Genomic DNA, 14,190 nt, shown 5'->3' with positions numbered 1-14,190 from the left:
CAGGAACTGCTTAAACTCGGACGGTACCGAGCGACTTGCGCACGGCGGCGGGTTGAGGGGTAACGGTTGCTGCATCGGCGGCTTCGGCAACGGCAAACGCCATTTGCATATCGCGGGTGCGCTTGCGTTCGCGAATCTGCATCCAGCGGTTCACTGCAATCACACCGATCGTTACAACCGTGATGAAGATCGTTGCGAGCGCATTCATTTCCGGATTCAGACCGAGACGTACTCGCGAGAACACGACAAGCGGCAGCGTGGTGGAACCGGGACCGGAAAGGAACGCGGATAGCACCAGATCGTCGAACGAGAGCGTGAACGACAGCAGCCAGCCGGACATCAGCGCCTGCGAGATCAGCGGCAGCGTGATCAGGAAGAACACCTTGAACGGCGTTGCGCCGAGATCGAGTGCGGCTTCCTCGAGCGACTTGTTCAGCTCCTTGACGCGTGACTGCACGATGATTGCGACGTAGGAGACGCACAACATCACGTGGCCGATCCAGATCGTGAACAGGCCGCGGCCCTTTGGCCAGCCGAGCATCTGTTCGAGCGCGACGAACAGCAGCAGCAGCGAGATGCCTTGAATCACTTCAGGAATCACGAGTGGCGCGTTGATCATCCCGGCAAACATCGTGAAGCCGCGAAAGCGCCCGAAGCGCGCGAGCACGAAACCCGCCCACGTTCCGATCACGACCGAGGCGCATGCCGTCAACAGCCCGATCTTCAGCGACAGCCACGCCGCGCTGAGCAACTCGTCGTCCTGCAGCAGCGCCCCGTACCATTTCAGCGAAAAGCCGGACCACACGGTGACGAGCTTCGACTCGTTGAACGAGTACACGACGAGGCTGATGATCGGGATATAAAGGAACAGGAACCCGAGCGTCAGGACGGTGTTGGAAAGCTTTCTGTTCGGCCTGATCATTTCGCGCCCTCCAGTTCCTTGACCTGGTAGTACTGGAACACGGCCATCGGCACGAGCAGCAGCAGAACCATCGCGACCGTGACGGCGGACGCCATCGGCCAGTCCATATCGTTGAAGAACTCGTCCCACATCACACGGCCGATCATCAGGGTGTCTGCGCCACCGAGCAGTTCGGGGATCACGTATTCGCCCACTGCGGGGATGAACACCAGCAGACTGCCGGCGATGATGCCGTTCTTCGACAGCGGCAACGTGATGCGCGTGAAGGCGGTCCACGGCTTGGCGCCGAGGTCGTAGGCGGCTTCGAGCAGCGTCAGGTCCATCTTCACCAGGTGCGCATACAGCGGCATCACCATGAACGGCAGATACGAATAGACCATGCCGATATAGACGCCGATATCGGTGTGGTATAGCCGCAGCGGCGAGTGGATCATGCCGATCGCCATCAGCGTGTGATTGAGCAGGCCGTCGTCCTTCAGGATGCCTATCCATGCATAGACGCGGATCAGGAACGAGGTCCAGAAAGGCAGCATCACGCCCATCATCAACAGATTGCGTTTGGCCGGCTCCGAACGCGCAATGTAGTACGCGATCGGATAGCCGATCAGCAGGCAGAAGAAGGTCGAGATGGCCGCCATCTTCAGGGAACTGATGTAGGTCGCGATATACAGGTCGTCCTGCAGCAGAAACGCGTAGTGACCGAGTTGGATCGCCAGATGCACGACGCCGTCTTTCATGCTGACGAGGTCGGAGTACGGTGGAATGCTCAGGCGCAGATCGGCGAAACTGATCTTCAGTACCAGCACGAAGGGCAGTGCGAAGAACAGCGTTAGCCAGATGAACGGTACGCCGATCACCGTTGTGCGGCCCGACGGAAGCAGGGCGCTCAGGCGCTTCAGCAGCCGGGTGAGGGTGCCGGGCGCCACGGAGGAGGTGGAGACGGATGTTGTCATTGCGTCACCACCACGCCGCTCGCCGGCGACCAATGGACGAACACGTCGTCGTTATAGGCGGGCGCCCCTTCGCTCATCAGGTGCGAGCTGGACAGGTTCGACACCACGGTCTTGCCGCTCGGCAGGCGTACGTGATACAGCGAATAGCTGCCCATGTAAGCGACATCCGAGACGACTCCACGAGCCCAGTTGTGCGGCGTGCCCGGCTTCTCGAGCGAAACCCTGACGCGCTCCGGGCGTACCGAGATGCCCACCGGCATGCCGAGCGGACCCGTGATGCCGTGGCTTACATACATGCGTGCTTCGAGATCCTCGCTTTCGACGAAGATGTGATCGGGCTCGTCCTCCACCACCACACCTTCGAACATGTTGGTCGTGCCGATAAACTCGGCCGAGAAGCGGCTGTTCGGAAACTCATAAACCTGGGAGGGCGTACCAATCTGCACGATGCGGCCTTCGCTCATCACGGCGAGGCGCCCGGCCATGGTCATCGCCTCTTCCTGATCGTGGGTCACCATCACGCAGGTCACGTCGACCTTCTCGATGATGTTGACCAGCTCGAGCTGGGTCTTCTGGCGGATCTTCTTGTCGAGCGCGGACATCGGCTCGTCGAGCAGCAGCAGCTTGGGACGCTTGACGAGCGAGCGGGCCAGCGCCACACGCTGCTGCTGGCCACCCGAGAGCTGGTGCGGCTTGCGGCCCGCGAACCGGCTCATCTGCACGAGGTGCAGCGCATCGGCAACGCGTTCCTTGATTTCGTTCTTCGGCGTGCCTTCCTGCTTGAGGCCGAAGGCGATGTTCGACTCCACGCTCATATGGGGGAACAACGCATACGACTGGAACATCATGTTGACCGGGCGCTTGTACGGCGGCATCGCCGCGAGATCTTCGCCGTCGACGAAGATGCGTCCCGAGGTGGCCGTTTCCAGCCCGGCGAGCATGCGCAGGAGCGTGGACTTGCCGCAGCCCGAGCTGCCGAGCAGTGCGAAGAGTTCATTCTTCGCGATGGTCAGATTGACGTTATCGACAGCGGTGCTGTCGCCGAATTTCTTTACGACGTTTTCGATACGGACAAATTCGTCGGACTTGCTTTTAGTCGTAACCGCGGCTTTTGCAGCATTACGAGCCGCCTGGGCGGCGCTATTTGAGGTCGTCGAGTTCATGGCGTAACCATTCCTTGCGGATCGCGGGCGTAAGCGTCCCCGTGTGGGGCGCGCGGGGCGGCTCACAAAGGTCTGCTGCGATCGGGAAACATGGGACTGCGCTTGCAAGGCGCAGGCTGACTGCCTTATTGCCTGATTCAGGCGGAGAGGGATCGAGCGATCCCTGCTCCGCGGTTATATCCGCTGATATGCGGTGTCTAAAGATTAGTGGCCGGTTTTGAGCTGAGCCCAAAGACGGTTTTCGAGGCGCAGAATGTCGCTCGGCATCGGCTTCATTAGCGTCATCTTGCTCAATACGTCGTCACCCGGATAAACAGTGGTGTCCTGAGCGACGCCCGGCGTCACGAACTGGCGTGCAGCCTTGTTGGCGGTCGGGTAGAAGACTTCATTGGTGATCGCGGCGTTGACCTTCGGATCTTCGATGTAGTTAATCCACTTCAGTGCGGCTTCAGCGTGCGGCGCATCCTTCGGGATCACCATCACGTCGAACCACAGCAGGCCGCCTTCCTTGACGTTGGAAAACTTGACCGTGTACGAGCGCTTCGCTTCAGCGGCACGGCGGCTGGCGATGCCGACGTCGCCCGACCACGCCACGGCGACGCAGATGTCGTTGTTAGCGAGGTCGTTGATGTAACCGGAGGAGTTGAACTGGGTGATATACGGGCGGACTTTCTTCAGCACTTCGAAGGCGGCCTGATAGTCAGCCGGGTTCGTGCTGTTCGGATCCTTGTGCATGTATTGCAGCACGGCAGCGAACACGTCGACAGCCTGGTCGAGGAACGACACGCCGCAGCCCTTCAGCTTGGAGAGGTTGGCCGGATCGAACACCAGCGACCAGCTATCCACCGGCGCATCGGCGCCGAGTGCCTTCTGTACGGCTTGCAGGTTATAGCCTATGCCGTCCGTGCCGTATGCCCAGGGCACCCCGTACTGGTTGCCCGGATCGGCGTCGGTAATCATCTTCATCAGAACCGGGTCGAGGTTCGCCAGGTTCGGCAGCTTGGATTTATCCAGCTTCTGGTAGACGCCGGCCTGAATCTGTTTGGCCATGTAGTTGGACGTCGGCACGACGATGTCGTAACCCGAACTCCCTGCGAGCAGCTTGGCCTGCAAGGTATCGTCGCTGTCGTAGTTGTCGTACTTCACGTGGATGCCGTCCTGCTTCTCGAAGTTCGGAATCGTGTCTTTGGCGATGTAGTCCGACCAGTTGTACACGTTCAGTTCCGTGTCGGCCGCAAGCGCCGGTGAGACCGACAGCGCAGTAAAGCTCGTGACGGCGAGAAGCGCGGCCCCCGCAACCGCATGTCGAAGATGACGTCCAGTATGACTAGCGCTCATGGCGTTTTTCCCTTGAAGTTAGAATCCCGGCATGGGCGCGTGTCATGGTTGTTGCGCCCGGGCCGGAAAAGAACTGCCGTTACGAAATTCCGAGTTGTTGTGCGGTCGCGTCGATGGCCTTTTTCGCCTTCGACACGATCTCGTCGATTTCCTGCCTGGTGATCACGAGCGGTGGCGACAGCAGCATCCGGTCGCCGCTAGCGCGCATGATCAGGTTGCCGTTGAAGCAGAAGTCGCGGCAGATGGTGCCGACTTCACCTCCATTGGCAAAACGCTTGCGCGTTTTAGGCTCCTGCGCGAGTTGCAGACCGGCTACCAGCCCGGCGCCGGAGATATCGCCGACGATCGGATGGTTCGCGAAGGCCTCGCGCAACTGCTTCTGGAAGTACGGACCGGTGTCGGTCTTGACGCGCTCGATGATTTTCTCGTCGCGCAAGAGCTTCAGGTTGGCGACCGCCACCGCTGCCGCAACCGGATGGCCCGAGTAGGTGAGGCCGTGGTTGAAGTCGCCGTTTTCGACAATGACTTTGGCGACACGGTCATGCAGACCGACCGCGCCCATCGGCACATAGCCGCTCGTCAAGCCCTTGGCGAGCGTGATGAGGTCGGGCTCGAACTCGAAGTGCTGATGTGCGAACCATTCACCGGTGCGCCCGAAACCGCCGATCACTTCATCTGCCACCAGCAGGATGTCGTACTTGCGGCAGATGCGCTGGATTTCCGGCCAGTAAGTCGACGGCGGGAAAATCACGCCCCCCGCCCCCTGGAAAGGCTCACCGATAAACGCGGCGACGTTCTCCGCGCCGATCTCGAGGATCCTGGCTTCCAGCTGCTGTGCGCGGGCGAGGCCGAATTCTTCCGGCGTGAGATTGCCCTCGGCTTCGCCGAAATAATACGGCTGGTCGATGTGAACGATGTTCTCGACTTTCGACGGCATCTGCTCATGCATGTAGCCCATGCCGCCGAGCGTGCCGCCGGCGATTGTCGAACCGTGATAGCCGTTCTTGCGCGAAATCACGTACCTCTTCGCGTGCTTGCCCTGCGTGGCCCAGAACTGATGGACGATGCGCAGCACGGTGTCGTTGCCTTCCGAACCGCTGTTGCAATAGAAGAAGTGATTGAACGGAGCCGGCGCCAGTTCCGCGAGCAGCGCCGACAGTTCGATCACCGGCGGATGCGTGGTCTTGAAGAAGGTGTTGTAGTAGGGCAACTCCAGCATCTGCCGGTAGGCGGCGTCGGCGAGTTCCTTGCGGCCGTAGCCGACGTTCACGCACCACAGACCCGCCATACCGTCGATGATCTGGTTGCCTTCGGAATCCCATACATACACGCCCTTGGCCTTGACGATCACGCGGCTGCCGGCCTTGTTGAGCGAACCCATGTCCGAAAACGGGTGAATATGGTGTGCCGCGTCGAGCGCGCGATACTCAGCAGTGCTGCGTTGTTGCGATACCTGCGCGAACGCCGCCGGCTGGGCCGGTTGCACGTACGCGACTTCTTCTGTTCTGTAGCTCATGTTGCCTCCAGTTGTTCTCTTGGCTTACGCACGTCTTAAACGTGCAGCAGCAGGTGCCGGCGTTCCCACGAACTGATCACGCGGAAAAACGCTTCATACTCGGTTTCCTTCAATGCCAGATAGGCCTTGACGAATTTCTCGCCGAGCACTTCGGCGATCGGTTCGCACCCGCCCATCAGCGTCAGGCCCTCTTCGAGATTGCGCGGCAATTGATAGGGCAGTTCGTAGCCGTCGCTGATCAGCGGCTCGGTAGGCCGCAGATTTTGCGTCATGCCGAGGTAGCCGGCCGCAAGCGTTGCGGCAATGGCGAGGTAGGGATTGCAATCCACGCCAGGAATGCGGTTTTCAATGCGCCGTGCAGCCGGCCCCGAATGCGGAATCCGGAAGCCCACCGTGCGGTTGTCGTAGCCCCACGCCACGTTGATCGGAGCCGCCATAAAACGCGACAAGCGGCGGTAGGAGTTGATGTACGGTGCGAAAATCGGCATCAACGCGGGCGTGTATTTCTGCAGGCCGGCGATATAGCCGTCGAATAGTGGCGTGGGCTTGCCGTCGGGGCCGGTGAACAGGTTGTGCCCGCTCTCCTCGTCGACGAGGCTCTGATGCATGTGCATCGCCGAACCCGGCTCGCTTTCCATCGGCTTGGCCATGAACGTCGCATACATCTTGTGACGCAGCGCGGCCTCGCGCACCGTGCGCTTGAACAGAAACACGCTGTCCGCGAGCTTGAGCGGGTCGCCGTGCATGAAGTTGATTTCCATCTGCGCCGCGCCGACCTCGTGGATCAGCGTGTCGACTTCGAGCTCCTGAATGTCGCAATACTCATAGATGTCTTCGAACAGCGGATCGAATTCGTTGACCGCTTCGATCGAGTACGCCTGGCGGCCCGTCTCCGGACGGCCGGTCCGGCCGATCGGCGGTTGCAGCGGCAGATCCGGATCCTTGTTCATGTCGACCAGGTAGAACTCGAGTTCCGGCGCAATAACCGGCTTCCAGCCGCGGGCCTTGTACAGCTCAAGCACCTGGCGCAGCACCCGGCGCGGCGAGATGGCGACCGGTGTGCCGTCGAAGTGCACGCAGTCGTGAATCACCTGCGCGGTGGGATCGACTGCCCACGGAATCAGGCGGATGGTCGAAGCGTCGGGAACGCAGACCATGTCGGGATCGGTGACGCCGGTCAGTGAACCGTCCTCCGGATAGTCCCCTGTGACGGTCTGGATCATCACCGCTTGCGGCAGGCGCATGGATTCCCCGGATTCGAACTTGCTGCGCGGAATGATCTTGCCGCGCGCGATCCCGGCCATGTCGGGAATGATTGCTTCGATCTCGGTGATGCGGTGTTGCTTCAGAAATTCGTCGATGTCTTGCATGATTGTTCTCTCAGTTTTTGCGCGGACCAGCTCAGGCGTGCGTGGCGGCGGATGCCGCGCCATAGCCGGCCCTGGTGCGCATTCGATCGCGGCATGCATCGCCGAACGCCCGGAAGATCGCGGTGGACAGCGCGTCGTTCGCGTGCTTCCACTCGGGGTGCCACTGCACACCCAAAGCGAAGGCACGCGCATTCCTGACGCTCACCGCCTCGATCAATCCGTCCGGCGCAGTGGCTTCGGCCACGAGGCCGTTGCCTAGCCGCTCGACGCCTTGTCCGTGCAAGGAATTCACACGTGCCTCATTCGCTCCCGCTGCAAGGCGCTGCAGCAGGCCGCCCTCGGTCAGCGCGATGGAATGCGACGGTGCGTATTGCACGTCCAGTTCGTCTTCCTTGTTCTCACGGTGGTCGTTTAAACCTGCCACCGCGTGAACGCTTTGATGCAGCGTCCCGCCGAACACCACATTCATTTCCTGAAAGCCGCGACAGACGGCGAGGACCGGCACACCGGCGTCGATCGCTGCAGCGAGGAGCGGCAGCGTCGTCGCGTCGCGTGCAGCATCGTGCAGCGTGCCCGGTACGCTGGGCTCGCCACCGTAATGGTGCGGCTCGACATTCGAATAGCTGCCGGTAAACAGCAAGCCGTCGACCGTCGCGAGAATCTCGGCAGCGGCCTGACGGTTGCCGAGCGCGGGCAGCAGCATCGCCAGCGCGTGTGAGCCGTCGACGACAGCGGCGATATATTTCTCGCCGACCGTGTGCGACGGGTGCACTCCCGTCATCGTTCTGTCGGCGCTAATGCCGACCAGGGGTCTGGTTCGCATGACTAAATGAATGGACGTGTTTATTCCCCGCGGGACGCGGCGCGAACAACGTTAAAACAGGCGCGGCACGATTCCGCAGCCGTGCGCAGGGCGCAAAGCCACCGGAAGTGCAGGCGGAGGTCGTTAGCGGACCATGCCGCGCATTGCTATCAGGAAAGCCGTTCGGTTCAGCCCATTACCTGGCGCAACGGATACGAATGCGCAGACAACAGACGAAACGATGCACGCACAAGCGCTGGTGCCGGTAAAGGCACACGCATACGCTCAGGCAAACAGGTGAACCGAACGGTAAATAGAGAGGCGCTAGGGCAGCAGGGAAGCGACTTCGTCGGTGCGTACGGCGATGAAAGCGCGCGCAGAGACGGAATTGTGGCGTCGGACAGAACGGCGGGACAGGATCGTGAAGACGGACAGAAAGCGGCGAAACGCAAGGCTGCCGTTGCTGCCGTCGGCGATGGTGCCTTCAGGACGAAGACATCTCGCCTGACTGCGTTCCCACCTAACCAAAGGGCCTCGGACTCTCACGATTACACTCGACTAGCGACGTTGAAAGTATTGAACGCCTCGTTCAGAAACGCACAGGGCGTTTAAAGAAACGTGACGCGGGTTGATCGCCTGGTGCCGCAGCGAAACTGCTTCGCTTCGTCGCAAAACACTCGCTGGAGGATCTGTGACGTTGGCATGACGACCGCCTGTGAACCAGCATATACGAGCCAATATTGCCGTCAAATCATTTTTATAAAAGATTTATCAGGGCTTACCCGAGGCAATAGGCCAAAACCCGCGGGTTGGGTATGCGTATTGCAATAGCCGGTATTTCGAATGCATCAAAGGGTTTTCCCCAGCAGCGGCAGCCTTAAAGTGATTAGAATATTCAACACTCGCGCAGACCCGACGCGATCCTGCTGATTCCTTAAACGGGTTCATCCACTCTGAGAGTGCAGCGATGTCCATCGAAGTTGCGTCCCGCCTGCAGTACATCCGTAAGAAGAATGGCCTGTCTCAGCGCGAGCTGGCCAAACGGGCGGGCGTCACTAACGGAACTATTTCGTTGATCGAACAAAATCGCGTGAGTCCCTCAGTCGGGTCGCTCAAGAAGCTGCTCGAGTGCATACCGATGAGCCTCGCCGAATTCTTCACGTTCGAAGTGGAAGCTGACCGCTCCGTGGTGTCGCGCCGCGCCGACATGCCGAATCTCGGCAACGAGTCGATCGAGTTCTATCTCGCCGGTGCGGGTGTGAAAGACCGCAACATGGGCATCTTGCGGGAAGTCTATCAACCGCTTTCAGACACCGGACCGGAGATGCTCGTGCACACCGGACACGAGGGCGGGGTGATCGTCAGCGGTCAGATCGAATTGACCGTGGACGGCGCTACGTGGCTGCTCGACCCCGGTGACAGCTACTACTTCGAAAGCCGTTTGCCGCACCGTTTTCGCAATCCCAGCGCGGAACACGTCTGCGAAATCGTCTCGGCGAATTCGCCGCCGAGCTTCTAGACTTTCCGCGTCAACGTCGTTGCGACGCTCGTGATGGCTGCGAGGGCGGCTCTCACGCTGGACGTCGAACGCATAACATTGAGGCATCCTGATGGAAAAGACTCTGGCTTACTGGCAGGACAAGGCCGCAACGCTTTCGATCGAAGGCCGCGCGTTTATCGACGGCGAATATCGCCATGCTGCGAGCGGGCGCACCTTCGATTGCCTGAGCCCGATCGACGGCAAGCTGCTCGTCAAGGTGGCCGATAGCGCGGCGGACGATGTCGGCGCGGCGGTTGCGGCGGCGCGCCGCGCCTTCGATTCGCATGTGTGGTCCGGGCTGAATCCGCGCCAGCGCAAAGCTGTCCTGCTGCGTTGGGCCGGCTTGATGCGCGAGCACCTCGACGAGCTATCGCTGCTCGAAACGCTCGACGCCGGCAAGCCGATCGGCGATACGACTTCGGTGGACGTGCCGGGCGCCGCGTACTGCGTTGAATGGTTTGCCGAGGCGATCGACAAGATCGGTGGCGAAGTGGCCCCGGCCGATCATCATCTGGTGGGGCTGGTCACGCGTGAGCCGATCGGCGTCGTGGCGGCGGTAGTGCCGTGGAATTTTCCGATCCTGATGGCGTCGTGGAAGTTCGGCCCGGCGCTGGCGGCCGGCAATAGCGTGGTGCTGAAGCCCTCCGAGAAGTCGCCGCTGACGGCCATCCGTATCGCGCAACTTGCCCACGAAGCGGGTATTCCGGCGGGCGTGTTCAATGTCGTGCCGGGCGCCGGTGAGCCGGGCAAGCTGCTCGCGCTGCATCCAGACGTAGATTGTCTCGCCTTCACCGGCTCGACCAATGTGGGCAAACTCATCATGCAGTACGCCGGGCAGTCGAATCTGAAGCGCGTATGGCTCGAACTGGGCGGCAAGTCGCCCAACATCGTGATGCCGGACTGTGCGGACCTCGACCGCGCCGCCAACGCCGCCGCGGGCGCGATCTTTTACAACATGGGCGAGATGTGCACGGCTGGTTCGCGCCTGCTCGTGCATCGCGACATCAAGGACGTGTTCCTCGACAAGCTGATCGCCGCTGCACGCGGTTATACACCGGGCAATCCGCTGGACCCGAAGACCTCGATGGGCGCAATTGTCGACCAGGTGCAACTGGACCGCGTGCTGGGCTATATCGAAGCGGGCCGCGCGGAATCGAAGCTGCTGCTCGGGGGCGGCCGCGTGAAGCAGGAGAGCGGTGGCTACTATATCGAGCCGACCATTTTCGACACCCAGGCCGATGCTAAAATTGCACGTGAAGAAATCTTTGGACCGGTGCTGTCGGTCATCACGTTCGATACGGCGGAAGAAGCCATCAGGATTGCGAACAATAGTGAATACGGTCTGGCTGCTGCAGTCTGGACTTCGAATCTGACCACCGCTCACGAAATGGCGCGCAGCCTGCGGGCCGGCACTGTGTGGGTCAACTGCTACGACGAAGGGGGAGACATGAATTTCCCGTTCGGCGGCTACAAGCAATCGGGCAACGGCCGCGACAAGTCGTTGCACGCACTGGAGAAGTACACCGAGCTGAAGTCTACGCTGGTGCGGCTGCGCTAAAGGATTCGCAAGCCAGCGCGGCGGTGCGCGATTACGGCACCGTCGCGTTCCCAATGAATCCGAAGCCGGGCGATACGCGTACAACCTCGGGAAACCTCGCGCGTGTTGCCGGCATGTTTTATCAGGTCATCCCATGACTGAACTTCTCTATGGCGACGGTGCAATCCGCCGTCCGTCCCTGTACGGTTCCTCGATCGAAAACACCTATGCGGGCGTGCTGTCGTTCATGCGACGCAAGTACACGCGCGAGCTCGACGGTGTCGACGTGGCTATTTCGGGTGTTCCACTCGATCTGGCGACCACCTTTCGCTCCGGTGCGCGCCTCGGTCCCGCTGCGGTGCGTGCGGCAAGCGTGCAGTTGTCCGAGTTGTACCCTTATCCGTGGGGCTTCAATCCGTTCGACGATCTCGCCGTGACCGACTACGGCGACTGCTGGTTCGACGCGCACAATCCGCTGACTATCAAGCCCGCAATCGTCGAGCATGCGCGCACGATCCTGCGCTCGGATGCGAAGATGCTGACGCTGGGTGGCGATCACTACATCACCTATCCGCTGCTGATCGCGCATGCCGAGAAGTATGGCAAGCCGCTGTCGCTGATCCACTTCGACGCACACTGCGATACTTGGGCCGACGACAGCCCGGACAGCCTGAATCACGGCTCAATGTTCTACAAGGCGGTCAAGGACGGCCTGATCGACCCGCAGACCTCGGTGCAGGTCGGCATCCGCACGTGGAACGACGACTTCATGGGCATCAATATCCTCGATGCCGCGTGGGTGCACGAGCACGGTACGCGAGCCTCGGTGGAGCGGATCATGTCGATTGTCGGCGAGCGTCCCGCGTATCTGACCTTCGATATCGACTGCCTCGACCCGGCCTTTGCACCGGGTACGGGCACGCCGGTCGCAGGCGGCCTGTCGTCGGCGCAAGGGCTGGCGATCGTGCGCGGCCTGACCGGTGTGAATCTGATTGGCGCCGATGTCGTGGAAGTGGCGCCGGCCTATGATCAGAGCGAGATCACCGCGATTGCCGCGGCGCATATTGCATGCGATGTGTTGTGCCTGTGGCGGCAGCGCAAGGTAGCCGGTACACGTTGATGCTTCAGCGGCACTGACGTTGGCGTTAGCTCGTGGAGGACGCTCCGCGCGGCTGACGCCGGCCCTCGAGCAGACCCAGCGTGTAGACGGCGAGTGCGCCGCTCGCCAGCGCCAACTGCCATATCAGCATGTCGTTGCCGAGCGCTTTCATTGCAAAACCGGCGAGCAAAGGGCCGACAATCGAACTGGCGCAGAAAGTCAGCGAAATCAGCCGCATATTGCGAATGAGTGCGGCTTTCGCGCCGGAGGCCGCGGCGTAGACACCGAGCGTGAGGAATGCGCTGTTCAGACCGCCTAGCAGCAGCGCGCTCGCGCTGAGCAGCCATGAAGCGGGCGCTGCGAGTCCGAATGAGACAATCGATAGCGCACTGATTGCGGCGCAAAACATGACCGCCGTCGGCAGGTCAGTGCGATCCGCTAGCCAGCCGACTGGAAACTGCAGGACCATGCCGCCAACGCCGAAACAGGTCAGCAGTGTGGCGGTCTGTGTGACGCTTAGGCCGCGGCCATTGGCGAAGAGGGGAAAGAGGCCGAATAGCGCGCCATCGCCCAGGCCGCCTACCACCACGACCACCATGCCCAGGGCGATCAGCGGGTCGATACCGTTTGCCTGCCTGCTGGCGGCGTGCTGAGCGGACCGGGCGGCCTGGAGAGCATCGGCGGCTTCGTCAGATTCGGTATCGTCAGGAACTTCATCAGGAACTTCATCAGGAACTTCATGAACCCCGGACGCGCGAGCGAGTTGGCTGCTTTGTGTGTTTGCGTCACCGGCGGCATCGGAACCTGCCAGCCAGAGCGGGACGGCCGCGGCGAACGTACATGCCGCGCCGGCTATAAAAATGATCGGCCCGTCGACCCCGCACCACGCAGCAAGCGCTGGACCAATCACCCCCGCGACGGCGATCAACGCTTCGTGCATGCCGACCACGCGCCCGCTGGCATCCGCAGGAACCAGCCGGTAAAGCCAGGTCTCGTTCGCGATCCAGCGCAGCCCCATGCCGAGTCCGATCAGAAAGCCGGGGACGATCCATAGAGGCCAGGTTAGTGCGCGGATGCTGGCGAAGGCGATGACCGTTGCCGCCAGCGCGAGCAACACGGTGCGCCTGGCGCCGAACCGCTCCACCAGCCGTGGCGCCGAAAGCAACCCGGTAAACATGCCCGCCCACTGAACTGCGGAAAAGAGCCCGGCTCGCGGTGCGTCGAGCCCTTGATGAGCCAGCCACACAGGCAAGACCATGAAGCCGATGCCGAACTGGCCGATCTGCGTGAACGCCGACACGGCGGTCAGCGCTCCAATCGCACGCCAGCGTGCAGAGACCGCGGAATTCATGCGCCGCTCCGCTGTGGCATGGGCAAGCCCTGGTCGCGGCATTCGACCGGGCAGCCTGCCTTCAGGCAAGGGCCCTCGTCGCACAGACGACACAGCTGCATGGCATGCGCTGGATCACGCGTTTCATGCCAGAGAATCTTGATCAGCAGGTCTTCGAACACGATGCGTTCGTCCGCGTCGAGACGGCTGACCACGCGCTGCAACATCCGTTCGCGCGCGGTCTGCATGCGCTTTGCTTCACGCTTGCCGGTGGCGGTGAGGGCGAGCGCTACAGCGCGCTTGTCGGGGCCGGGCTTTTTCTCGATCAGGCCCGCTTCGACGAGCCCCGCCACCGCACGGACCGCCGCCGGATGCGAAAGGTCCACCGCATCGCGCAGTACTTCGATGGACGAATCGGGGTACTGGCCAACGGCGTTGAGCATGGCGCGCGCCGTGGGGCCGGCGAGGGCGGCCACGGTGTTCAGCGCGTTCATCTCGTCTGTCACCAGCAGGGCGAGTACGCCGAGGAGGTTTTCGGTGCGCTGCGTCATGACGATGCCTCAACGTGTGCAGTGTGCATATATGCATGATGCACACGTTGAGGCGAGAGCGCAAGCTGC

General features: G+C 61.4%; 13 protein-coding genes. 3 read left to right on the top strand and 10 right to left on the bottom strand.

Translation table 11 applies throughout. From position 1 onward, the window contains the following. Positions 1-10: 10 nt before the first annotated feature. The 8 genes from BUS06_RS35125 to BUS06_RS38475 all read right to left on the bottom strand — a co-directional run bounded on the left by BUS06_RS35125 (position 11) and on the right by BUS06_RS38475 (position 8,610). Positions 11-922: an ABC transporter permease subunit gene (locus tag BUS06_RS35125; protein ID WP_074268845.1), complete on the bottom strand. Its 912-nt coding sequence runs from the start codon at positions 920-922 to the stop codon at positions 11-13. Further along, positions 919-1,875 carry an ABC transporter permease subunit gene (locus tag BUS06_RS35120; RefSeq protein WP_074268844.1) on the bottom strand — a complete coding sequence of 319 codons (957 nt, stop codon included), beginning with the start codon at positions 1,873-1,875 and terminating at the stop codon, positions 919-921. The genes BUS06_RS35125 and BUS06_RS35120 overlap by 4 nt, the downstream gene beginning before the upstream one ends. Continuing rightward, on the bottom strand, positions 1,872-3,038 hold the full coding sequence (locus BUS06_RS35115) for an ABC transporter ATP-binding protein (protein WP_074268843.1): 1,167 nt from the start codon (positions 3,036-3,038) through the stop codon (positions 1,872-1,874). The genes BUS06_RS35120 and BUS06_RS35115 overlap by 4 nt, the downstream gene beginning before the upstream one ends. A 204-nt stretch (positions 3,039-3,242) precedes the next feature. After that, on the bottom strand, positions 3,243-4,376 hold the full coding sequence (locus tag BUS06_RS35110; protein ID WP_074268842.1) for a polyamine ABC transporter substrate-binding protein: 1,134 nt from the start codon (positions 4,374-4,376) through the stop codon (positions 3,243-3,245). Positions 4,377-4,455: 79 nt separating this feature from the next. After that, positions 4,456-5,892 carry an aspartate aminotransferase family protein gene (locus BUS06_RS35105; protein WP_074268841.1) on the bottom strand — a complete coding sequence of 479 codons (1,437 nt, stop codon included), beginning with the start codon at positions 5,890-5,892 and terminating at the stop codon, positions 4,456-4,458. A 35-nt stretch (positions 5,893-5,927) separates the two neighbouring features. Then, entirely contained in the window at positions 5,928-7,262 is a 1,335-nt protein-coding gene (locus BUS06_RS35100; RefSeq protein WP_074268840.1) for a glutamine synthetase family protein, read from the bottom strand. Positions 7,263-7,293: 31 nt separating this feature from the next. Next, positions 7,294-8,085, bottom strand: a complete 792-nt coding sequence (locus BUS06_RS35095; protein WP_074268839.1) for a gamma-glutamyl-gamma-aminobutyrate hydrolase family protein — start codon at positions 8,083-8,085, stop codon at positions 7,294-7,296. Positions 8,086-8,388: 303 nt separating this feature from the next. Beyond that, a complete protein-coding gene (locus BUS06_RS38475; RefSeq protein ID WP_429285803.1) occupies positions 8,389-8,610 on the bottom strand; it encodes a hypothetical protein in 222 nt (73 codons plus the stop codon). Between the two features lie 421 nt (positions 8,611-9,031). Between BUS06_RS38475 and BUS06_RS35085 the strand changes: the two genes are divergently transcribed. The 3 genes from BUS06_RS35085 (at position 9,032) to speB (ending at position 12,261) form a co-directional block, all read left to right on the top strand. Then, the gene (locus BUS06_RS35085; protein WP_074268837.1) at positions 9,032-9,583 is read left to right on the top strand and encodes a cupin domain-containing protein; all 552 of its coding nucleotides are present in this window, start codon (positions 9,032-9,034) and stop codon (positions 9,581-9,583) included. Between the two features lie 91 nt (positions 9,584-9,674). Then, positions 9,675-11,162, top strand: a complete 1,488-nt coding sequence (locus BUS06_RS35080; RefSeq protein WP_074268836.1) for an aldehyde dehydrogenase — start codon at positions 9,675-9,677, stop codon at positions 11,160-11,162. Positions 11,163-11,295: 133 nt separating this feature from the next. Beyond that, the gene (gene speB / locus BUS06_RS35075; protein WP_074268835.1) at positions 11,296-12,261 is read left to right on the top strand and encodes an agmatinase; all 966 of its coding nucleotides are present in this window, start codon (positions 11,296-11,298) and stop codon (positions 12,259-12,261) included. Between the two features lie 25 nt (positions 12,262-12,286). On the opposite strand, the gene BUS06_RS35070 is transcribed toward speB, so the two are convergent. Both BUS06_RS35070 and BUS06_RS35065 read right to left on the bottom strand, forming a co-directional pair. Continuing rightward, on the bottom strand, positions 12,287-13,591 hold the full coding sequence (locus BUS06_RS35070; protein WP_074268834.1) for an MFS transporter: 1,305 nt from the start codon (positions 13,589-13,591) through the stop codon (positions 12,287-12,289). Then, the gene (locus tag BUS06_RS35065) at positions 13,588-14,121 is read right to left on the bottom strand and encodes a MarR family winged helix-turn-helix transcriptional regulator (protein ID WP_074268833.1); all 534 of its coding nucleotides are present in this window, start codon (positions 14,119-14,121) and stop codon (positions 13,588-13,590) included. The genes BUS06_RS35070 and BUS06_RS35065 overlap by 4 nt, the downstream gene beginning before the upstream one ends. Positions 14,122-14,190: the final 69 nt, after the last annotated feature.

The sequence above is a fragment of the Paraburkholderia phenazinium genome, assembly GCF_900141745.1.
In the GTDB taxonomy this organism is placed as follows: domain Bacteria; phylum Pseudomonadota; class Gammaproteobacteria; order Burkholderiales; family Burkholderiaceae; genus Paraburkholderia; species Paraburkholderia phenazinium_B.
This window is presented reverse-complemented; position numbering and strand designations above follow the sequence as displayed.

Coding starts and splice junctions, on each gene's coding strand:
- BUS06_RS35110 (WP_074268842.1), bottom strand. CDS start 4,376: ATGAGCGCTAGTCATACTGGACGTCATCTTCGACATGCGGTTGCGGGG.
- BUS06_RS35095 (WP_074268839.1), bottom strand. CDS start 8,085: ATGCGAACCAGACCCCTGGTCGGCATTAGCGCCGACAGAACGATGACG.
- BUS06_RS35100 (WP_074268840.1), bottom strand. CDS start 7,262: ATGCAAGACATCGACGAATTTCTGAAGCAACACCGCATCACCGAGATC.
- BUS06_RS35125 (WP_074268845.1), bottom strand. CDS start 922: ATGATCAGGCCGAACAGAAAGCTTTCCAACACCGTCCTGACGCTCGGG.
- BUS06_RS35120 (WP_074268844.1), bottom strand. CDS start 1,875: ATGACAACATCCGTCTCCACCTCCTCCGTGGCGCCCGGCACCCTCACC.
- BUS06_RS35085 (WP_074268837.1), top strand. CDS start 9,032: ATGTCCATCGAAGTTGCGTCCCGCCTGCAGTACATCCGTAAGAAGAAT.
- BUS06_RS35070 (WP_074268834.1), bottom strand. CDS start 13,591: ATGAATTCCGCGGTCTCTGCACGCTGGCGTGCGATTGGAGCGCTGACC.
- BUS06_RS35065 (WP_074268833.1), bottom strand. CDS start 14,121: ATGACGCAGCGCACCGAAAACCTCCTCGGCGTACTCGCCCTGCTGGTG.
- BUS06_RS35105 (WP_074268841.1), bottom strand. CDS start 5,892: ATGAGCTACAGAACAGAAGAAGTCGCGTACGTGCAACCGGCCCAGCCG.
- BUS06_RS35080 (WP_074268836.1), top strand. CDS start 9,675: ATGGAAAAGACTCTGGCTTACTGGCAGGACAAGGCCGCAACGCTTTCG.
- BUS06_RS35115 (WP_074268843.1), bottom strand. CDS start 3,038: ATGAACTCGACGACCTCAAATAGCGCCGCCCAGGCGGCTCGTAATGCT.
- speB (WP_074268835.1), top strand. CDS start 11,296: ATGACTGAACTTCTCTATGGCGACGGTGCAATCCGCCGTCCGTCCCTG.